Below are 19,847 nucleotides of genomic sequence, written 5' to 3'. Positions count from 1 at the left end.
AAAGAATCTGCATCTTACGCAGAGTGATACCTTCGTGACCAGTCAGGAGTTTTTCACAAATCGAAGAAAGTTATACACAGCTGCTGTGATTGCATTGCCCACACCTTTCTCCATGGTTGCGGGGACATGGCAGAATCCGTTTCCAACCTTGTCCAGGCCGCCGCAGCTCCAGGAGAAATCCCTGATAAAGCTGCCGCCAAACCGCAGGCCAATCCCTTTGGTCGCAAGCGCAATGAGATCCCGACGGCTGAGGAACTGCTGGCGAACATCAACCGTGCGCTGCCTTTCAGTGATGAGGCTGAAAAGGGGGTTATCTCCAGCCTGTTGCAGGACCCGAACGAGCGGCTGAGCGAAAGCCGTGTTACCTTACCTGCCGCTGCTTTTTATCACGAAGCGAACCGCACGGTTTATGAAATGCTCTTGTCCTTCTATGACAAGAACCTGCCGGTGGATCCGGTGATGGTGACGAACGCCCTGCGCGACCAGGGGCTGCTGGACCGCGTGGGTGGCCCGGCGATGATCACGGAGTTGTTTAGCTTTGTGCCAGTGCCTTCGCACTACAGCTACTACAAAAAGATCGTACAGGACAAGCACGTGCTGCGTCAGATGATCCATGCCTGCTCCCTCAATATTGAGGCGTCTTATGAGCATGGGAAAAATGACCTGGAGGCAGACATCAACACCCTCATTGACCACAGTGAGCAGCGGGTGCTGGCCGTGCGTGAAGCCACCAATGGCAAGAGCGACGGCGTAAAGTCTCTGTCCGCTCATGTGGCGGAGGCGATCGACTCCATTCAATACATGCTAGAGCACCCAGGACAGTTGCGCGGGCTTTCCACTGGCTACAGCAAGCTGGACCAGATGAGCAGCGGCCTGCAAGGGGGAGAAATGTTCGTTATCGCAGCCCGTCCTTCCATGGGTAAGACCTCCCTGGCCATGAACCTGGTGGAACATGTGGCGGTGGACTGTGACAAGGCCTGCGCAGTTTTCAGTCTGGAAATGAGTGCGACCATGCTGGTGCGTCGTCTCCTGGTCTCCCGTGCACAGCTTTCCATGCAGGATCTCTCGCGGGGTCTTATGTCTCGCGCACAAATGGATGCACTGACCAAGGCGACTCGTGAACTGCAGAAGGCCAACATCTTAATTGATGACACGCCCGGTCTGGATGTGCTGGAAATGCGCGCGAAGGCACGCCGCATGAAGAAGCAGCACAACATCCAGATGATCATGATTGACTATCTACAGCTCATGACTTCGAGCAGCCGACGAGCTCAGGATAACCGCCAGATCGAAATTGCCGAAATCTCCGCCGGGATCAAAGGCATCGCCAAAGAGCTGAATGTTCCCATCATCGTCTTGGCCCAGCTCAACCGTGCGGTAGAGTCCCGTAAAGGGCAGCGCCCAGTGCTTTCAGACCTTCGTGAGTCCGGCTCCATCGAGCAGGATGCCGACATGGTGGGCCTGCTCAGTCGTGAAGACTATGCCGGGGGCAAGATGGAAGTGGGCACCGAGGAAGAGGAGGAGCGTAAAAAAGGCCAGGCCGTGCTGATTCTGGCCAAAAACCGTAACGGTCCTACGGATGATGTTCCTCTGCGATTCATTGACTACGCTATGCGCTTCGTGGAGCGTTTCCCTGAAGAGAATGAGGCAGAGTCTCCGTAGAGAGAGGCTCGATTGGGTAGATCCAACGAGGCATAAAAAAACGGCCCTTCAGGACTGAAGGGCCGTGATGATTAACACAGAAGCGGTTAGGCCAGTTTGATGGCTTCGGTCTTCTCCATGGCAGCCGTTAGGCCAGCCCAGCCTTCGGTGCGCTGAAGCTGGAACATGTGAAGATAAAGGGCCACCTGCTGCGGTGGGTAAACGGCCAGGAGAGCATGGATGCCTTCGGTGGCTTTTTCCTCGGAGATTTCTTCCGGCAGTTCATCCACTTGGCCTTTGCCATCGTGCTGGATGCCAACGGCATCCAGGAAGGTGATGAGCATGGCGCCCTGGGACTTCAGCAGCCAGATTTGCAGGATCTGCTCGGCGACTGGGTCGTTGGTCTTCATGTAGAGCTGGCTCAGCAGCCACTCGGCCTGCTGGGCGCGGGATTTTTCCAGGATGAACTGAGGGCGCAGCTTGCGGGCCTGAGTCAGGGACTGGATGACGGCACGGTAGGCCGGGCGCTCGTCGGATTGCAGATAGGTGAGGATCTGCTGGCGGAGTTCGGGTCCGATGGCCTGGAGGATTTGTTGGGCTTTCATGCGCCTGGGTTCAGATAAGGGGTTGGAATTGGGCGTGGTTGCTACCACGCTGGCCGGGGGGAGGCAACAGGCAATGTCACGCCCTAGGTCACGCAATTTTTTTTGCTCTCAGCTTCCGGGTTACAAAAAAGGGTGCGTAAAGGAGGCTGTAAAAAACCGCACACAATAGTACGAGGCTGCCGATGTACCACGGCCAGGGGCCGAGCACATCCATCAGGCTCGCCTGTTCTGGCTTGTGGCATAGAAAAGCAAAATTACTGTTTAAGGTCGCATTGATCACGCCCACGATGAGCGCATAAAACAAGGTGAGGCCAACCATGCGGGGCACTGCCCAAGCACGAGGGGAGCAGCGCAGGGATGTGACCATGTGCAATGCTGTGACTACCACGCCGCCGTGTAAGAAAAAGAAAACGATGAATCGAGGTTCGGGAAAATCCACTTTGAGATTGGGCGTGATGAGGCCCTGCAAGGTGCCTGCAAGGCCAAAGAAATACACGATTTCGGCGGCTAATCGGTTGTGAGTGAGAAGGGCAATGCCACCAGCAATGCCGGCGACATCACAGAAATGCAAAGGTAGTCCGGTATCCCAAAGCAGAGTCCCGGCCTGCCAGTGGAAATAGGCAGTCCCAGGCCAATTCAGTAGCAGGAGGATGCCCAGGAGACGTTCAGCCAATGTGGCGCTAGGTGGGTGAAATCGCCGCAGGCAGGTCAATACAATGAGGGCCACTAGGCAAAGACCGAGAACGGTGAGATGGCTGGGGCCAAAAGCATGAAAAGCAGGGGGAGGCATGCGCAGGAAAGGGGAATACAGAGCAGGGTGTAAACCACAGTTGGGAATTCGTCGAGGTCATCATCTCCTCGGTATGAGTCCTCTCTCTGAGAACGGTGCCCTTTGATCGGAGTGGAAGAAGAGTCGAAAATTACAATCGCCATTCTTTCCCCATCTCCAATAACATCACCCACTTAACAGGAGAAGGCTGACCACCTTCAGATTTCATCTTCATCTCCCTATGGCCTTACGTCCCAAAGCTGCTGGCAATGCCTTCCTGATGTTTCTGGGGCTGCCTTTCATTTTGGCGGGCCTGGCAGTGGGGGTTTTTTATGGGGGTATGTTGTGGGACTGGTACCAGGCCCGGGCGTGGGTGGAGGTGCCTTGTATTCTAGAAAGCAGTACTTTGCGTGATCACATGGAGCGGCGCAGCTCGGGCTCCACCCGTGACACGCTGATGAACGAAGCGGTGGCCAGCTACCGCTACACATATTTGAATCGCCAGTATCAAGGGGATCGAGTCTCCTTCAGCCTGGGGGCTGATAACTTTGGCGATTTCCAAGAGCGTGTCTCCAATGTGCTCATGGAAGCGCGCAATTCAGGCGGTGCTTTTCGTTGCTTTGTGAGTGTGGTGCGGCCTGAGGAGTCTGTGCTGTTTCGTGAAGCTCGGTGGACGCTGTTGCTTTTTACCAGCGTGTTTCCGCTGCTGTTCCCTCTGGTGGGGGCAAACTTTTTTTGGACGGGACTGAAAGCGAGGAGAGAGCGTGCCCGCCTGCATGGACTGCAGAGCCGATATCCTGGCCAACCCTGGCGGTGGAAACCGGAGTGGGCGGAGGACTGGATCCAGCCCCAAAATCGTTCGTTGCCCTGGGTGTGGACTGCGGTCACGGGATGGATGTTTTTAGTCTGGGGGCCAATGCTGTATGCACTGATGGTGGACAGTGATGTGACGTGGGCAAATCCAGTGAGCCTGATCGGTTGTCTTCCGGCAATCCCCCTGGGCGTGTGTGGCGTGCTGACACTGCGCACCTGGTGGCAGCATGAGAGGCCAGTGCCTCAGGTGCATGTGGAGCCTCTGCCGATTCTGACGGGCGGCCCACTTTTTGCCGAAGTGGCTTTGCCTTTGAAGGAGAGGAACCTACCCTTACAAAGCGTGCTGGAGGCGCAGCTTTCCTGTTATAAAGAATCGAAGGTGTGGGACCACCGGAGAAACACAAGCATACAGCGGGAGCTTCGCTGGAAGGATACACAAAGCGTGCAGATGCTCTCCGCTATCCATGAGGAACGGGGCTCTCGCGTGACCGTGGCATTTGATATTCCGGCTTCCATCCCCGCTGAGGACCAGCAGCCGATCGGCACCGCAGAGTTTGATTTTGTCTCCTGGGTCTGGGAATTGGAATTGAACTGGGATGGGCAAAAATGGAGCTATGACATGCCTGTGTATGCTCCCAATCAACCTTTGGTTGCGCATTCTCCTGAAGCTCAAGCGGCAGCCCAAGGACAGCGGGAGGTCCAAGAAGCTCAGAGTGCGGCGTTTAGGTTGTGGCAGATGCAAAATCTGGATGCCGATGAACTGCAAATGCACTTGGCGAAGCGGCACATTGATTTTACTTTTGAAGGCGAAAGTAAAGTGTCGCTTAGTTTCGACCTGCCTCTGCGCCGATTTGCGAAGGCGCGAGGATTGCCGATTTTTTTCACTTTCATCTGGGTCAGCATCGCAGTCGGCATGGCGCGTTCTGATTTACCCCTCATCTTTCCGCTTCTCTGGGGTGGCACTTCGCTCTTACTTTTGTGGCTGCTGACGGCTCTTTTTAAATCCCGCACGCTGCACCTGGATGACCAAGTGATGAAGATCGCCTGGAAGCTAGGCCCTTACGCTCAAAACCTGCGTGTTCATCGCGAGGAGATTGTTCGGTTTCGAGTTTCCAATGCAGGACTTCGTGTAAACGGTGAGCGCTATACTGCCGTGTATTTGACGCGACAAGGCGGGGATAAAATCGTTATTTTGGACGGTCTTCCTGGTGAAAGGGTGGCAGAGAGTCTGGTGCTACTGCTGGAACAGTGGCGGAAGCAGGCTTGAATAGGTAAAGGGTCTGTGGCTTGCTGAAGGCCATGAAAGCCGTACGACCTGCAAACGTGATCGAACTGTGTCAGGCCCTGGTCCGCATCCCTTCCGTGAATCCAGACGGGGACCCAGGCTGTCCGGTGGAGCAGACCGGGGAGGCTGCCTGTGCAAAATACGTGGCGGAATTCCTCACGGACAGTGGTGCAGAGGCAGTGCTGGAGGAAGTGGAATCTGGACGGCCGAATGTGATCGGGCGCTTTCCTTCGAATCCTTCGCAGGACGGGAAGCCTAAACCGCGCATTGTTTTTGCTCCACATACGGACACCGTCAGCGTGGGCGGCATGACTGTGCCCCCATTTGGCGGAGAGGTGCGTGAAGGCCGCCTGTGGGGACGTGGGGCGAGTGATACCAAGGGCCCGATGGCGGCGATGCTCTGGGCCCTGCATGAAATGCGTGAGGAGATCCCAGATCTGCCCGTGGAAGTTCATTTCGCGGGCTTCATGTCGGAAGAATCCGCTCAGTTGGGTTCTCAGCACTTTGCCAAGACGCATGGCCCGTATGATTTTGCAATCATTGGTGAGCCCACCAGTTTAAAGACGGTCCATAAACACAAAGGCTGTCTGTGGGCGGACATTCACACCACGGGTGTGGCTGTGCACGGCTCCATCCCTGAACAGGGTGTCAATGCCATCGTGAAAATGGCCTCTTTGATACAGGCGCTGGATACAGACTTTCGCCAAAAGCTAAAGGATATAGGGGGGGAAGATCGCTGGTTGGGGCATAGCACGATCAGCCTGGGAATGATTCGTGGCGGCACGAGGTCTAATATCGTCGCAGACCACTGCGTGCTGCGGGTGGATATGCGCACCACGCCTGGGCTCTCGCGTGCAGGCGGCGCGTTGAAGATATTAACGGAGTTTGTCGCAGATCATGATGCTACGGCTCGGGTAGCGGCGCTCCCGGAAACTTTTCCGCTGGATACCAATGAGCAAAATCCCTTTGTGCAGCGTCTGGTGGACTGCGGAGCGGAGGTGACTGGGGCACCTTGGTTCTGTGATGCCGCCTTTTTAGCGGCTGCGGGGACGCCTTCTGTGGCTATCGGTCCGGGGAGCATCGTTCAAGCACATACGAAGGATGAATTCATCGCGACGGCAGATCTGGAATCTGGGGCTGACTTCTTTGTGAAATTTTTGAAGAGCTGGGCCTAACCATGAGGGGTAAACTTCTGTCGCCAGCCATTGCACATATTTTGTTAACCGTGGTGGTGGCAATGCAGGTTAGTTGTATTTCTCCAAAGAGATCGTCTGTGCGGGAGCGAGTGGATGCCTCTTTTTTTCATCCGGCCCAGCCTCCTTCGAAAGGAACTCAAAAGTGGAATCCACTCTGGTGGTTAGGCAATGCGGATGATCCTGTGCCGCCTGAGTGGTATCGTCCAGGGCAGGGTTTGCGTGGCCCGTTGTGGCAGTTAAGAAACCCTCTTCATAACTTCACATTTTATGTCATTGGTGTTCATGACAAGGATTTTGTTAGGCGTGGGAAAGAGCCTGGGGCGGTGTTTCGGCGTGGGGGTGGGTGGAATTGGGCGGTCATTGAGCATGGCTATTTGAGGTTGCCCTTTGTGAGCTATGAAGGGAGTCGTGTGCGCTTCTATGCGCTCTGGCGGGAGAAGGGAAATTTTGGTCTGAAGTTGCAGCGAAAGAAGAAGGAATAACAATGAGTGTGTAGTTGGGATAACGGAATGTTATAAAAATGTTCAAAAAATTGTGAATAACTTTTTTGCCGAACATGAAGTATGGTTGCTGTGATAATTACATGGTTGACAGGATGGTGATGGACGGCATGGTAGCCGTCCCTTCAGCGGGCAACCAACCCAACGAAGCGCGACTTAACAACCCAACTACGATTTGACACGATCCATCCTTCTTTGCCTGACAGCTATGTGCGCTCAATCCCTCGCGGGAGAAGTCAAGCTTCCAGCCACAACGCCAGCAGGCACAACAGGGCAGATCCTTCCAGGTATCCGCACCACCGCCTACACGCACAGTGAGGGGGACCATATCAAATACGGCGCTCGCACAGCGGCTGGCACGAGCCTTAAATATGGGCAATTGCGCAGTGCCGCAGCAGATTGGTCCGTTTACCCCGTAGGCACGGTCTTTCAGATCGAGGGTGATAATGCGCTCTACATCGTGGATGATTACGGTTCTGCCTTGGTGGGAACTCGCACGATCGATCTGTACAAGCCAAGCGCTACTTCGATGCGTTCTTGGGGCGTGCGGAAAGTGAGCATTCGTATCCTCAAGTGGGGCTCTTATGCTAAGAGTTTAGCCATCTTAAAGCCACGCCAATCCAAAGCCTCTCATGTGCGTGAGATGGTCTCTCGTCTGGTATCTCGTCCAGCCTAACGGAGAGTGTGATTTTTTAAACTGCGATTAGGCGTGATGCTTGATCGCAGTTTTTTTATGTTTGCTGGGGAGAGCAAGAGCTTCCGTTCGTGACAGCTTCACCAGGTTGCGGATACAAAAAATCCCACGGAGGTGAACCCGTGGGATTTAGAAAAGTGGCGTTCTGAGAGGGGTTACTTCTGTTTCGCTTCGTAACCTGCCACAGGCTTGCCGTCTTCACTGAGCTTGCCGCAGGACCAAAGGAGGCCACGGGCGACGAGATCAAGAAAGACGGGGTCACTCATCGTTTCATTGTTGTGGCCCATGGTGGTGCCAAAGACTTTAGATTTACCGTAACTGTTGACCCACACCAGGAAGTGGTCTTTTTGGGTATCTTCGCCAAAGGCTTTAGCAAGTGGGACGAAGTTTTCCCAAAGTTTGTCGTTCTTGTAGAGCTCGTCTTTTTTATCGAGCCATTCACTCGGGAAGCCTTTCATGACGGGGTGCTCAGGAGCGACGTTCTTGACCAGCAGATCGCGATTCTTCTCATGGCTCATGGAAGTCTGGCCCAGGCACTTGCGCCATTCGTCGGTCTGGGCAGCGCGGTAGCTGTGGGTGGAGCAATGCAGCATCACGGCTGGCACACCGTCGTGGTGGGCTTTCGCGATGCGGTTGACAAATTCTACGTCGGTCACGCCGCCGAAGCATTCGTTGTGCAAGACCACATCGTAGCCTTTCGCCCAGTCTTCTTTCTCGTAGATGCTGATCTTGTGCATCTTGTCCTTTTTACCTTCGGGGCCTTCTTCATGGACGACGGTGAATTCGACATTCGCGCGAGCGCTGAGGCCTTCGGCGAGGATCATCTTTTGGTTTTCGTAGTCGTGACAGCAGCCGCCGGTGACCATCAGCACCTTCAGGGGGGGCGAGGAGGCAGGATCTGCAGCTAGGGTAAACGCAGCGACGACGCCGAGCGCGAGGAGCGGGAGAAGGAGTGCTTTCATGGTGGGAACAATTAAACGCAGCAGAAGATAAATTCTGGAAGAAAACCGCGAGTGAGATCAAGCTTCCTGCGCAGGAGCCTCAACCGGAGTTTCCTGAGCTTCGACGACGGCAGGCGGCGTGGGCGCAGCCGGTTTGCGTAGCAGGCGTGCGGCGTAAAAGCCATCATGACCGGTTTCAGCAGGATTGATTTTCAGTTCTTCCTCGAGGGTCCATTGGTCGCCATGGGCTGCGAGGAATTTTTGAACTTGCAGCTCATTTTCTCCCGGAAGGATGGAGCAGGTGGCATAGACCATTTTGCCTCCAGGTTTCACCAGGGCGCTGTATCGGGTCAAAATGTCCTGTTGCTCGATGATGAGGCGATCAATTTCCTCGTTGCTGAGTTTCCATTTGGCATCGGGATTCCGGCGTAAGACGCCGAGGCCGGAGCAGGGGACATCCAGCAAGAGGCGGTCGGCATAACCCGCGAGGCGTTTCAGCGTCTTGGTGCCTTCGATGACGCGGGTTTCTGCCACGTCCACACCCGCACGTGCAGCACGGCGGCGGAGCTCGGTGAGTTTCCAGTCATGTACATCGAGGGCGATGATTTTACCCTTATTTTGCATGAGGGCACCGAGGTGCAAAGTTTTGCCTCCCGCACCTGCGCAGGCGTCCACCACTTTCATTCCAGGCTCGACCTGAAGGAAAGGGGCCACGCATTGAGAAGACGCATCTTGGACTTCAAACATGCCTTCTTTAAAAGCAGCCATGCCAAAAACATTGTACCGCTGGCGCATGTGAAGTGCGGTGGGGATTTCCTTCAGGGTCTCGGTGGTGAATCCATCCTGGGCCAAGCGTGTTTTGAGACTGCGACGTTCCGTCTTCAGGGTGTTGACGCGCAAATAGACATCGGCAGGCTTGTTTAGGGTTTCACGGATGGCTGGCCAGGCTGCGCCGAGTTCGCGACTCAGGCGGCTTTCCATCCAGTCTGGGATGGAGTGGCGCAGGGCTGGGGAAACTTCTTGTTTAGAGCGTTCGATGATGGCTCCGCGGCGGACGCCATTCACTTCATCGAAGAAAGGCAGTTCGTTTTCTGCCATGATCCAGTAAGCGCTCCAGACGTGCCAGAGCTTTTCTGGAGTGAGGAGTTCAGGATGGTTGTGCTCCGAATCTGGCAGACCAGCGAGGTGCCAGTACCAGCGCCAGTGCCGGACGATTTCGTAAATGGCCTCTGCGAAAAGCCGGCGGTCGCGGCTGCCCCATTTGGGGTGTTTTTTGAAGGCGAACTCCACCACCTTGTCGGCGTAGCGGCGGTCCACAAAGACGTCCCGCAGGGAGCTGATAATCTGGGCGATGAGGTGGTAGTGCAGTTTCACAGGTAGGACCGCTCCGTTCGCCTCGGAAGGGGCGATGTGCAAGCCGTCCGTGGGGCATCGGCCATCGGAACCGCAAAATCGTGCTCTTCAAGTTGCTGCTAGATAAACCTGGGGGCCCCTTGCTCAGGCCCCCAGGTGAACTCCACAGAATTAAGCAGGAACGACACTGCGGACCTGAGTGGCGATGCCCAGGAAGGCAGCGGAAGCGGCCGAGCCTGTCACATCTTCGAGGGCGATGGGATGCCCTTCATCGCCAGCTTCGCGCACCGTCATTTCAATCGGGATCTGGCCCAGCAAAGGCACGCTGAGGCGCTTCGCTTCGTGCTCACCGCCACCTTTGCCAAAAATGTGGTAGATCTGGCCATCGCTGGGGCAGACGAAGTAGCTCATGTTCTCGATGATGCCGAGGATGGGCACATTCACTTTCTGGAACATGGAGACGGCTTTTCGGGCATCAATGAGCGCCACTTCCTGAGGGGTGGTGACGATGACAGCCCCGTCCAACGCCACGGTCTGCACGATGGTGAGCTGGATGTCCCCTGTGCCGGGGGGGAGATCAATGATGAGGTAGTCGAGATTGTCCCAGGCGCACTGGCGGAGGAACTGCTGGGTGTATTTCGTGGCGATGGGGCCGCGCACGATGACCGCAGCGTCATCTTCCAGCAGGAAGCCCATGCTCATCAGTTGGATACCGTATTTTTCAATGGGGACGATCTGCTGCTCCTCATTCTGAAACGGGCGCTCGGTGGTGCCAAACATGTGGGCAATGCTGGGGCCGTAGAGGTCACAATCGCACAGACCCACGCGGGCACCGGTTTTGGCCAGAGCGATAGCGAGATTAGAGGCGACGGTGCTTTTACCCACGCCACCTTTGCCGGAACCGACGGCGATGACTTTTTTTACCCCAGGGATGGAAGACTTTGGCAGACGATCCGCCGAGCCAGCCACGGGATTGGGCGGCTCCTTGATGTCGAAGTTCAGCTTCGCTTCGGTCACGCCGGGCAGCTTTTGCAAAACGTCCACCGCTTGTTCGTGGATGAGGCGCGGGATATTGGGATCGCGCGTGGCGACGGAGATTTCGACGGTCACCTTGCCGCCCTCAATCGTGATGTCTTTGACGAGGCCAAAGGAAATGATGTCGCGGCTAAAACCTGGGTAACGAACTTGGGCCAGCGCCTGGCGGATGTCGGAGTCGGTGGGCATATCGGGGGTTGGGATACGCTTCGCTAACGGCGGCGGAACAAAACTCAAGCGGGTTTCATTCGACCTGGCGACTCATATTGAGACATCCAAAAATTGTTTCGGTGACGTTATTATCTGTGAGACAACCAAAAACTCCCAAGTAAGAGGCGTAGGCTGGAAACAGCCTGCGCTTCTTCATTTGAGGGTAGGATTCTCAAAACAGATCTGAATACATTTCATGGGCCATATCGCGGCTCAGGCCCAGGATTTCCTTGGGGCAGCCGAGGTGGCGACAGGCGTCAATGATGGAGCGGCATTCAGAGGCATTCAGCTTGCGGATGGCGTGTTTAACCCGGGCGATTTGCCCCGTAGAGACGCTGATTTCGTCCAAGCCTAGACCGATCAATAGAGGCAGCACCTCCACATCCGCCGCCATTTCGCCGCAAATGCAAACGCGAATGCCAGCCCTGCGCGCGGCCTCCACTGTCAGCGCGATGAGACGTAAAACGGCGGGGTGAGTCGGGCTGTAGAGATCTGCCACACGTTCATTGAGGCGATCCACGGCCAAGGTGTATTGGACGAGGTCATTGGTGCCGAGGCTGAAGAAATCCACCTCCGTGGCGATGAGGTCCGCCGTGAGGGCCGCGCTGGGGATTTCGATCATGGCACCGATCTCCACCTGCTGGGGGGGCGGATAACCTTCGGCGCTGAGTTCGTTGGCGCATTCATCCAGCAATTCTTTAGCGGCACGCACTTCCCCCACATCGCTGACCATGGGGAACATGATGCCGATGGGGCCTTGGGCGGCTGCCCGGAGGAGGGCGCGAAGTTGGCGCTTAAACATGTCCCGACGGCCCAAGGATACGCGGATACCACGCCAGCCGAGGAACGGATTTGGCTCTTGCTCACTGGCGAGTTGTTCGTCCACCTTGTCCCCACCAATGTCCAAAGTGCGGAAGATGACCTGCCCTGGAGCGATGATTTTGACAGCGCGGGTGTAGTTGTCTGCGAGCCAGTCCTCAGTGCCTTCGGGGTCTTCTAGATAGAGGAATTCGGTGCGGAAGAGGCCTACATTCGCTGCGCCACTGTCCCGGATATCTCCCATCTCCTCCACGAACTCGGCATTTGCACAGACTTGGATAGCCATCCCATCCAGAGTGACGGAGGGCTGGTGCCGTGTCTCATGCAGGGCATCTTCACGCTTTTCTGCCTGCTGCTCGCGTGAGCGATATTTGGAAAGGGTAGCCGGGGTGGGGTTGAGGATCAGTGCCCCTTCATCACCATCCAGGAGGACGGGATCGCCCGAGTGCAGCTCGTCCGTGATGCCATGCAGACGCACTACGGCGGGCAGGCCAAGGGAGCGAGCGATGATGGCCGCATGGGAATTCCCACTGCCTGTTTCGATGGCAAAGCCGAGCACTTTGCTACGGTCCAACTGCACGGTGTCTGACGGGGTGAGATCATGTGCGACAATGATCACAGGATCATCGAACATGGGGTGCTGCAGGAGCTCGCCCCGCAGGTGGCGCATCACGCGGTGGGTGATGTCTTTGATGTCGAGAAAGCGTTCGCGTAGGTAGGAGTCGGCGAGGCCGCGCAGAGCATCCATGTGCTTGCACATCAGGCGGTAGTAGATCGCGTCCACGCAGATCAACTTCTCCCGAACTGTTTTTTCCACATGTTTCCGGATGGAAACGTCCTCTAGGATTAGAAGGTGGGTGTCAAAGATGTCCGCTTCAGCGCTGCGTTCTTCCGTGGAGACCATCTCCTTGAGTTCCTCAATCTCGCGATGAGTGGCATCCATGGCGATATGCCAGCGGGCGAGTTCGGCTTCTACTTCGTCGGCCGTGATTGGATCGGCATCGGGCTCATCGAAGTCTTCTCTCAGCACATGCACTACGGCATGCGCCACACCGGAGGAAACTGCGGTTCCCTGCCAAGTTCTCTCCTGTGTAAGCGCTTCCTGAGTCATCGGCCTCCAGATTGGCGGGGACTGGCGGATTTCGCAAATGAGAAACCCCGACTCCGTGAAACTCTTACCAAGGAAGAGAGAAGGTCTTCACCGTGGACATGAACTTGATGGCCTCAATGACGCCCTCTTTAATGCCCAGTCCGCTGTCCTTCACCCCGCCGAAGGGGGACAACTCCAGCCGGTACCCGGGGATTTCATTGATGTTCACGGTGCCAGCACGAATGCGTTTTACGGCCGTGAGGGCAGTCTCCAGGCTGCGGGTGACAACGGAAGAACTGAGTCCGTAAGGGGTGGAATTGGCCAGAGCAAGCGCGTCTTCCAAGTCACTCACTGGGAAAATGGGAGCGATGGGGCCGAAGCATTCGTTTTGGGCGATGTAAGAAGTACGCGACACATTGGCCAGGATGGTGGGCTGAAACTGTGCCCCTCTCCTTGTGCCTCCGGCCAAAAGCTGCGCGCCCGAGGCCAGCGCGTCCTGCACTGCTTTTTCTAGATTCATGGCCGAACGCTCATCAATCACCGTGCCCACACGAGTCGCCTCATCTGTGGGATCTCCGTACACATACTCGGAGGCCTTGGCGACGAATCGCTCCGTGAAATCCACCAGGACTGCCTGATGCACCAGGAGACGGCGGGCAGAGGTGCAGCGCTGGCCGCTGTTGCGAAAGCTGCCTTCGCAGGCCAGCAGCGCAGCGAGATCCAGGTCTGCATCTTCCAGCACCAGCATGGGAGAGTGCCCACCTAGCTCCAGGCATAATTTTTTGTAACCTGCCGTGGCGGCAATGTCTTTGCCCACGGCAGCGCTGCCTGTGAAGGTCACCAAGTCAATGCGCTCATCCTGAATCATCGGACGGGTAATAAGATCCAGATCTCCATGAATCACGCTGAGCATCCAGCCGGGCAGTCCGCTCGCATAAAGAACCTCTGCTAACCGTACGGCAGTGAGGGGCGTTTTTTCTGAAGGTTTGAGGATGATTGGAGCCCCTGCGGCGATGGCGGGTGCCAGTTTGTGTGCTACCTGATTGAGCGGGTGGTTGAAGGGGGTGATCGCAGCAATGAGGTTAAGGGGCTCTCGTGTGGTGAAAATCTTTCGCGCTTTGCCCCCAGGAGCAATGTCACAAGAGAAGACCTCACCATCATCTCTTAGAGCTTCCATGGCGGCAAAGCGAAAGACATCGCAGGCCCGTCCGACTTCATAACGCGTTTCACGCAGGCACAGGCCTGACTCGGCCGTGATGAGCTGGGCAAATTCTTCGGTCCGCTCCTGCAAAGCGCTCGCGGTTTGCTGAAGGATGACGCTTCTCTGATAACGATTGAGGGCCGGGCCAGCCCGCAGGCTGGTCTGAATCGCTTCTTCAAGCTGGGCCGGAGTGATGCGGGCGACACGGCCCACAAGTTCGTTGTTCCAGGGATTGAAGACTTCGAGGCGGTCCTCACTTTCAATAGGCCTGCCGGCGATGTAACTGGGGAGATCAAGTGACATAACAAGAAGTGTTTAAGGGGCGATGGCAACGCGCAACCAGCGGCGTTTCTCAGTAAGGGCAATGGCTTCGCCCAGAGCGGCAAGAGGCAAGGCAGGACTCACTAATTTTTCAAAAGGAAGGACTTCCTGCTGGGCGGCGAGAAATTCCAGGCCCGTGGTCAGATGCTGCGGCGCATAGTTGTGCACGCCCCGGATGGTGAGGCACTTTCTCAGCACGGCTTCCCCAGTCAGATCCAGCGCTGTTTCTGGATGCACCATGCCAGCCCAGACGTAGGTGCCACCCGGGCGCAGCAAGGCGATTCCGTCCGGGATCACTGCAGCAGACCCAGTGACCTCCAAGGCCAGATCTACCCCACCTCCAGATTCTTCGAGGATGCGTTTTTTCATGCCTTCATGGGCTTGGATGGCGATGCCACCAAACTCAGGCACCAGGGCTAGCCGCTCTTCCGAAAGGTCTGTACAAAAGACACGCTCGACCCCGCGATAACGCAGCCAAGCACAGGCGTAAAGACCGAGCAAGCCGCCCCCCTGCACGAGGGCTGTGCGGAGCGGGGAAGGGGATTTAAAAGGCGCTTCAAGCGCATTCACAATCGTTGCCAGTGCACAATTCGCCGGGGCTACCAGGGTATCTGGCAGGCTGTCCGGCACGGGCAAAACAAAAGTCCCGGCCCGCAAGACCATATGACTGGCATAGCAGCCGTTGAGACCTGAGCCATCCCGCAGTGCCGCATGCCCGTATTTAAAAAGCTGGGTGCATTTTTGCGGCAGACCCCATTGAGTGCAGGCAGGGCATTTCCCACAACTGTCGGCCAGGGTCCAGGTAACGCGCTGACCTTCGCTGAAACCGGGCCGCTCACTGGCCACGATGCGCCCAATCGCTTCATGTCCAAGCACGCAGGGAGTCGGTGCGCCACGGCGACCGGAGACCGTGTGAAGATCCGATCCGCAGACGGTGGCTAGGGTGATTTCCACCAGCATTTCTCCAGGATTCAATGCGTCCGGCAGTGGTAGGGTGCGGGATTCGAAAGGCAGGCCGGGGCCTTGGAAAAGCTGGATGCGGGCGTGATTCATCGGCGGATGAAGAGGGCTAAAAAGGCGCTGCAAAGGGCGAAGATGGCGACGATGGGAAAGACGAGAGCGGTGTTTTCCACACCCGGCGTAAAGGACCAAGGATTGTGCTGTACGCACCACCCCACCAGAGGTTCGCCCAGACCTGCCATGGCATAGGCAAAGCAGTTCATGATGCCTACCGCCGTGCCAGCACGTGCCCGGCCTAACAAATCAGGGGCCAAGGCCCAAAAGGCAGACTGGGGGCCATAGGCAAAAAAGCCGCATAAGAACAGCAGTGGAAGACCCAGACTATGCCCACGAGGCAGCACATACATGGCTGTGGCGGAGATCGCCGCCAGGAGCATGAAGGACGAGATGACCCCTGACCTGCGAGACTGGCAAAAACGGTCCGAGATCCAGCCACTCGCTACGGCACCCAAGGCCATGCCTAACGGCAGGGCCACACTGATCCACTTGCCAGCATGATCACTTTTAAAGTCCTCTCCCAAAAAGTGCACAGGTACCCAAATGAGCAGGCCGTAACGAACCGTGTTTTGAAAACCGATGGCCAGCCCTGCCAACAATAAACGCCCATTCGTCAAGGCCGTGGTATAGCGTTGCCAGGACGTTTCTTGGACGGCAGGTGTTTGCTCACCCGGAGTTCCGGCATCATCTTCAAAGTCGGCAAAGCCTATCTGGGAAGGCCGGTCACGGGCAAAGATCCAGACGACCATGCCGCCCACAAGCATCAAGATGACGGGCAGGCGAAAGATCCAGCGCCAGTCCAGCTTCAGCACATCCAGAATAACCAAGGATGTGACAAAGGAAAGGACTGAAGAAAGACCGGCGGCGAGAACGTAAAAACCAAAGGCTTTGCCTCGCTCATTTGCGCCGAACCAGTTTGCCACCAGTCGGCTGCCGGGTGCCCAGCCCATGCTTTGCGCCAGCCCGTTGAGCCCCCAAGCTGTGGCCATGCTTTTAAAGCCGAGTCCAAAACTCGTCAGCCAATTCAGAAGAAACGAAGCTCCCGCCCCCAGGGCCATCATGCGCCGACCGCCGAATCGATCTCCCAGATTGCCATTGATGGCCTGTCCTAGCGCATAACTCCACAGCATAGCAGCGCTGATCCAGCCCAGAGTTTCTTTGCTCAAACCCAGTTCCTTCTGGATGCCTGGAATGGCGAAACCAAAGGTCTGGCGTCCTGTGTAATAAAACAGGTAGCAGAACATCACCGCGCCCATCACCCGCCATTGGGCATGTTTGAACCTGGGATCGCTGTGGGGCGTGAGGCTCATGCTGTGTGAGTGCCGTTGCAGGTGATTTCGAAGATGTCGAAGTTCCTCACATCTGCTCTGGCTCGGCCTGAATAGGTGGCATTCAGGGGCTCGCTAAAAAGCAGCGGCACCATTTCCTCATACCGCCCGCCGTGACTGCGCAGCCCACCCTCGATGGCCTTTAAATCATGCCAGTCAGGGGAGCGGCCCAGCACCACATCCCGACCACTGGCCACCACGAGATCTCCCATGCGATCTTCGGGCAGTTCCATCAGGCGTGCCGCTGTGCTGCGGTCATGGCACTCGGTGATGCCCTTTCGCAGCGCCAGCCAGTGCTGAATGGCAGCGACGTCGGCTCCCTCCGGCACGTGGATTTGGGCAAAGGAACCGAGGGCTCCATGATGCACAACGTAGGGATCGGTGATCGGCAAAATGACGCGGAAACCAGGACCAAAAGCGGCCTCCAGTTCGGTTTCCAGATAGATCACATTCGGGGTTCCCTCAGCGGTCTGTTTATCATTCATCCCATGGTCTGCCGTCACCCCGACGATGGCCCCAAGAGCGATAAGCTTGCCGATCTCCTCATCAATCGCTGCGTAAAAATCCACCACTTCCGGTTCCTGCGGGGTGTGTTTGTGTTGCATGTAGTCCGTGGTCGAAAGATACAGGAAATCGGCCCGCCCAGCAGCCAGCAGAGCTGCCCCGGCGCGCAAAACATAGACACTGGCCTCACCGCTATAAATCTCCGGCTGGGGACCGCAAAGAGCCTCCACATCCGCGATGCCGTGCGTCTCCATCACGGCGGAGCGTGCTTTCTCCGTGGAGAAGGCAATGCCGCCTTCGGAGATGAGGCCCGAGGCAAAAATGTCTCGCAGCTTTTCCTTGGCGGTCACTACGGCCACTTTTCGGCCTGCGAGTTGCGCGTGACGGAAGATCGTTTCCGCACGCAGATATTGTGCGGAGTTCATCATTACTTCCTGACCCGTGATGTTATCGAAAAAGAAATTGCCGCCGATGCCATGCACGCTGGGGGGCACGCCCGTGACGATGCTGGAGTTGTTGACGTTGGTGAATGTGGGCATGGCTGCCCGGGCAAAACCACGCCAGCCTTGCAGGCTCAATTGGGCGAGATGGGGCATCCTGCCTTGGGCCAGGGCGACATCCAGGTATTCATCGGCTGAGCCATCTAGGCAGATGACGACGATGGGGCGTGCTGGTGGAGAGTAGGTGCGCCCGTTGACGGAGAAAGAGACAGCATTTGGCATAAGTGGTTAGGCTGGGGTGAGATCGGAAAGGCTCAGTTGGTAGGTAAAGACACGTTCACCGTCTTTGTTGACGAGTTCGGCACTCAAGCGGGGCGGCGTCACGTTCGAGTCAATGTCCATGATGAGAAACACGTGGGGTTCCACGGCGCTGCGAACGAGGTCAGGGTGATAAACATTCAGAGCGGCGATGGTGCTGCTGTGGATGGGGGAGGCGATGAACTGTATGAGGTCATAACCCACGGTTTTTTGGGTCGGATACTTCAGCACACGGCTAGCATGGATGTCCCCGCCGATGTAGATCACTCCAGGGATCTGGTGGTCGCCGATGAACTTTTCCAGCGCCTTGCGCTCATGTACATAGGTGCCCCAGTCATCCAGTTCCTTGTTTTCCTTGTCATCCCAGATCATGCCGCAGGCCAGTAGCTTGAAGGGAGCCGTGGAGGCCAGGAGTTTCTCCTGAAGCCATTGCCACTGCTTTTGGCCTAACAAAGTGGGTTTCGTGGGGCTGGCATAGGACGCTGCCGTCATGGAAAACCAGCGAGCATCCAGCATGAAAACCTCGACAGGGCCATAGCGAAAACAGGTGTAAATGCCCTCTTGACCATCACCAAAGGAGGCCTGAGGACGATAGCGCGTGTAGGCCAGACGGCTATTTTCCTTGCCTGGTAGCAGACCGCAGGTGTCATTGCCGCCAAAGTCATGATCGTCCCACGTCCACCAGCAAGGACGGCTTCGGAGCAACTCTTGGTATTCCGGCACGGCGGCGAACTCTTGGTGTCGGCGTGTCTGGATGGCTAAATCGGTGCTATCTATATAAGGAGTGTCTCCAATGAGTATCACGGCATCCACCTTCTCCTCGGCCATGCGCTTCCAAACTGCACGGCTACCCGCGTCTTCTCTGGCGCAAGAGCTGATGGCGAGGCGGACCTGGCTCGACCGATTTACCGCAGGTGCAGTTCTCAGGACTTGCTCCTTTGCTGCGGCCAATGGCCTATCTCCCGCAAGGATCCGGTATCGATATCGTGTGTCTGCTGCTAGTCCTTCAATCTTCCAGTGCAGGCAGAGATCGTGTTCAGGCTGGGCGTGAGCGATGACACTTATTGTCTCACCACCTGTTTCTGGGGTGATTTGCAGCACATACTCCCCAGATGTCTGCGCACGCATCCAGATAATACTCGCGTTTTCCTCGGTGTGTCCCACCAATGGCCCAAGCAGCGGAACAGATGGTGTGTCCAGAGGCGGGACTGAAAAAGCCGAACTCGCTCCCAAGGCCAAAGCCGATGAAAAAAACTCCCGACGTTTTAGCAGGGATTCAAGAGGACGAGGATGATCTGCCATGGAAAGTTAAACTATAGAGTCATAAAGTTTCTTTCAAGAAACAATGTTGGCACAATTCAAACTCGGAAGTGTGGGCAATCCCCGGAATTTAGGAAATCGTCTCCGCAGGGGGTGATTGGCGGGTCTGAAAGCCAATCAGAAGAGCCTTTAAAGTGAGGTCACCACAAAAAGAGGGGCTTTGCCTCCGCAGTGACACCGCATGGTTGGTCTGCTTCTAGGCTGATGTTAGGCTCAAATCTCTCATGGCGGCAGCCTTCATCCCTGGCGCGCAAGCGCCAGGGGTGACTATCAATATTGGTTAGGGGGTGGGGGTGGAGTGGGGAAGTTGGGGTGTTTTTTTGGGAAGAAAGGGAGTTGGGCGGGTGAGGAAGCGTTAAAAACGGTGATTTTGGGGGTAAAAGAGGGTTTTTGGGGATGGAGGAGTGAAAAAACCTTCAAAAAAGAGTAAAAAGGAGTTGCGGGGAA

The 19,847-nt window shown here is 56.3% G+C and carries 16 protein-coding genes; 5 read left to right on the top strand and 11 right to left on the bottom strand.

Features of this window, described 5'->3' with window-relative positions; genetic code table 11:
- The first annotated feature begins 126 nt into the window (after nucleotides 1–126).
- Entirely contained in the window at nucleotides 127–1,662 is a 1,536-nt protein-coding gene (gene dnaB / locus HNQ64_RS18325) for a replicative DNA helicase (protein WP_184211374.1), read from the top strand.
- 86 nt (nucleotides 1,663–1,748) lie between these two features.
- On the opposite strand, the gene HNQ64_RS18320 is transcribed toward dnaB, so the two are convergent.
- Nucleotides 1,749–2,246, bottom strand: a complete 498-nt coding sequence (locus tag HNQ64_RS18320; protein WP_184211372.1) for a hypothetical protein — start codon at nucleotides 2,244–2,246, stop codon at nucleotides 1,749–1,751.
- Between the two features lie 88 nt (nucleotides 2,247–2,334).
- Entirely contained in the window at nucleotides 2,335–3,036 is a 702-nt protein-coding gene (locus HNQ64_RS18315) for a YwaF family protein (RefSeq protein ID WP_184211370.1), read from the bottom strand.
- Between the two features lie 220 nt (nucleotides 3,037–3,256).
- Here HNQ64_RS18315 and HNQ64_RS18310 point away from each other — a divergent pair, with 220 nt between their 5' ends.
- The 4 genes from HNQ64_RS18310 (at nucleotide 3,257) to HNQ64_RS18295 (ending at nucleotide 7,485) form a co-directional block, all read left to right on the top strand.
- Entirely contained in the window at nucleotides 3,257–5,095 is a 1,839-nt protein-coding gene (locus HNQ64_RS18310) for a DUF3592 domain-containing protein (protein WP_184211368.1), read from the top strand.
- Nucleotides 5,096–5,127: 32 nt separating this feature from the next.
- Nucleotides 5,128–6,288: a M20 family metallopeptidase gene (locus HNQ64_RS18305; RefSeq protein WP_184211366.1), complete on the top strand. Its 1,161-nt coding sequence runs from the start codon at nucleotides 5,128–5,130 to the stop codon at nucleotides 6,286–6,288.
- 110 nt (nucleotides 6,289–6,398) lie between these two features.
- Nucleotides 6,399–6,791 carry a hypothetical protein gene (locus HNQ64_RS18300; protein WP_184211364.1) on the top strand — a complete coding sequence of 131 codons (393 nt, stop codon included), beginning with the start codon at nucleotides 6,399–6,401 and terminating at the stop codon, nucleotides 6,789–6,791.
- Nucleotides 6,792–7,017: 226 nt separating this feature from the next.
- On the top strand, nucleotides 7,018–7,485 hold the full coding sequence (locus tag HNQ64_RS18295) for a 3D domain-containing protein (protein ID WP_184211362.1): 468 nt from the start codon (nucleotides 7,018–7,020) through the stop codon (nucleotides 7,483–7,485).
- Nucleotides 7,486–7,658: 173 nt separating this feature from the next.
- On the opposite strand, the gene HNQ64_RS18290 is transcribed toward HNQ64_RS18295, so the two are convergent.
- From HNQ64_RS18290 to HNQ64_RS18250, 9 genes are all read right to left on the bottom strand, one after another.
- Nucleotides 7,659–8,465, bottom strand: coding sequence for a ThuA domain-containing protein (locus tag HNQ64_RS18290; RefSeq protein WP_184211360.1), 807 nt, complete (start codon nucleotides 8,463–8,465; stop codon nucleotides 7,659–7,661).
- A 57-nt stretch (nucleotides 8,466–8,522) separates the two neighbouring features.
- Nucleotides 8,523–9,818 (bottom strand): RsmB/NOP family class I SAM-dependent RNA methyltransferase, encoded by a 1,296-nt coding sequence (locus HNQ64_RS18285; protein ID WP_184211358.1) that lies wholly within the window; start codon nucleotides 9,816–9,818, stop codon nucleotides 8,523–8,525.
- Between the two features lie 150 nt (nucleotides 9,819–9,968).
- Nucleotides 9,969–11,021 carry an Mrp/NBP35 family ATP-binding protein gene (locus tag HNQ64_RS18280; RefSeq protein ID WP_184211356.1) on the bottom strand — a complete coding sequence of 351 codons (1,053 nt, stop codon included), beginning with the start codon at nucleotides 11,019–11,021 and terminating at the stop codon, nucleotides 9,969–9,971.
- Nucleotides 11,022–11,214: 193 nt separating this feature from the next.
- Nucleotides 11,215–12,972: a phosphoenolpyruvate--protein phosphotransferase gene (gene ptsP, locus HNQ64_RS18275; RefSeq protein WP_184211354.1), complete on the bottom strand. Its 1,758-nt coding sequence runs from the start codon at nucleotides 12,970–12,972 to the stop codon at nucleotides 11,215–11,217.
- Nucleotides 12,973–13,036: 64 nt separating this feature from the next.
- Nucleotides 13,037–14,455, bottom strand: coding sequence for an aldehyde dehydrogenase family protein (locus tag HNQ64_RS18270; RefSeq protein ID WP_184211352.1), 1,419 nt, complete (start codon nucleotides 14,453–14,455; stop codon nucleotides 13,037–13,039).
- A gap of 12 nt (nucleotides 14,456–14,467) precedes the next feature.
- The gene (locus HNQ64_RS18265; protein ID WP_184211350.1) at nucleotides 14,468–15,526 is read right to left on the bottom strand and encodes a zinc-binding dehydrogenase; all 1,059 of its coding nucleotides are present in this window, start codon (nucleotides 15,524–15,526) and stop codon (nucleotides 14,468–14,470) included.
- Nucleotides 15,523–16,800 carry an MFS transporter gene (locus HNQ64_RS18260; RefSeq protein ID WP_184211348.1) on the bottom strand — a complete coding sequence of 426 codons (1,278 nt, stop codon included), beginning with the start codon at nucleotides 16,798–16,800 and terminating at the stop codon, nucleotides 15,523–15,525. The genes HNQ64_RS18265 and HNQ64_RS18260 overlap by 4 nt, the downstream gene beginning before the upstream one ends.
- Complete coding sequence (gene phnA / locus HNQ64_RS18255; RefSeq protein WP_184211346.1) at nucleotides 16,797–18,044, bottom strand: phosphonoacetate hydrolase; 1,248 nt, start codon at nucleotides 18,042–18,044, stop codon at nucleotides 16,797–16,799. Before phnA ends, HNQ64_RS18260 begins: the two co-directional genes overlap by 4 nt.
- Before the next feature lie 6 nt (nucleotides 18,045–18,050).
- Complete coding sequence (locus tag HNQ64_RS18250) at nucleotides 18,051–19,208, bottom strand: alkaline phosphatase D family protein (protein ID WP_184211344.1); 1,158 nt, start codon at nucleotides 19,206–19,208, stop codon at nucleotides 18,051–18,053.
- Nucleotides 19,209–19,847: the final 639 nt, after the last annotated feature.

The sequence above is a fragment of the Prosthecobacter dejongeii genome, from assembly GCF_014203045.1.
Taxonomy (GTDB): Bacteria; Verrucomicrobiota; Verrucomicrobiia; order Verrucomicrobiales; family Verrucomicrobiaceae; genus Prosthecobacter; species Prosthecobacter dejongeii.
The sequence above is the reverse complement of the archived record's forward strand: the minus strand, read 5'-3'. Positions and strand labels throughout refer to the sequence as shown.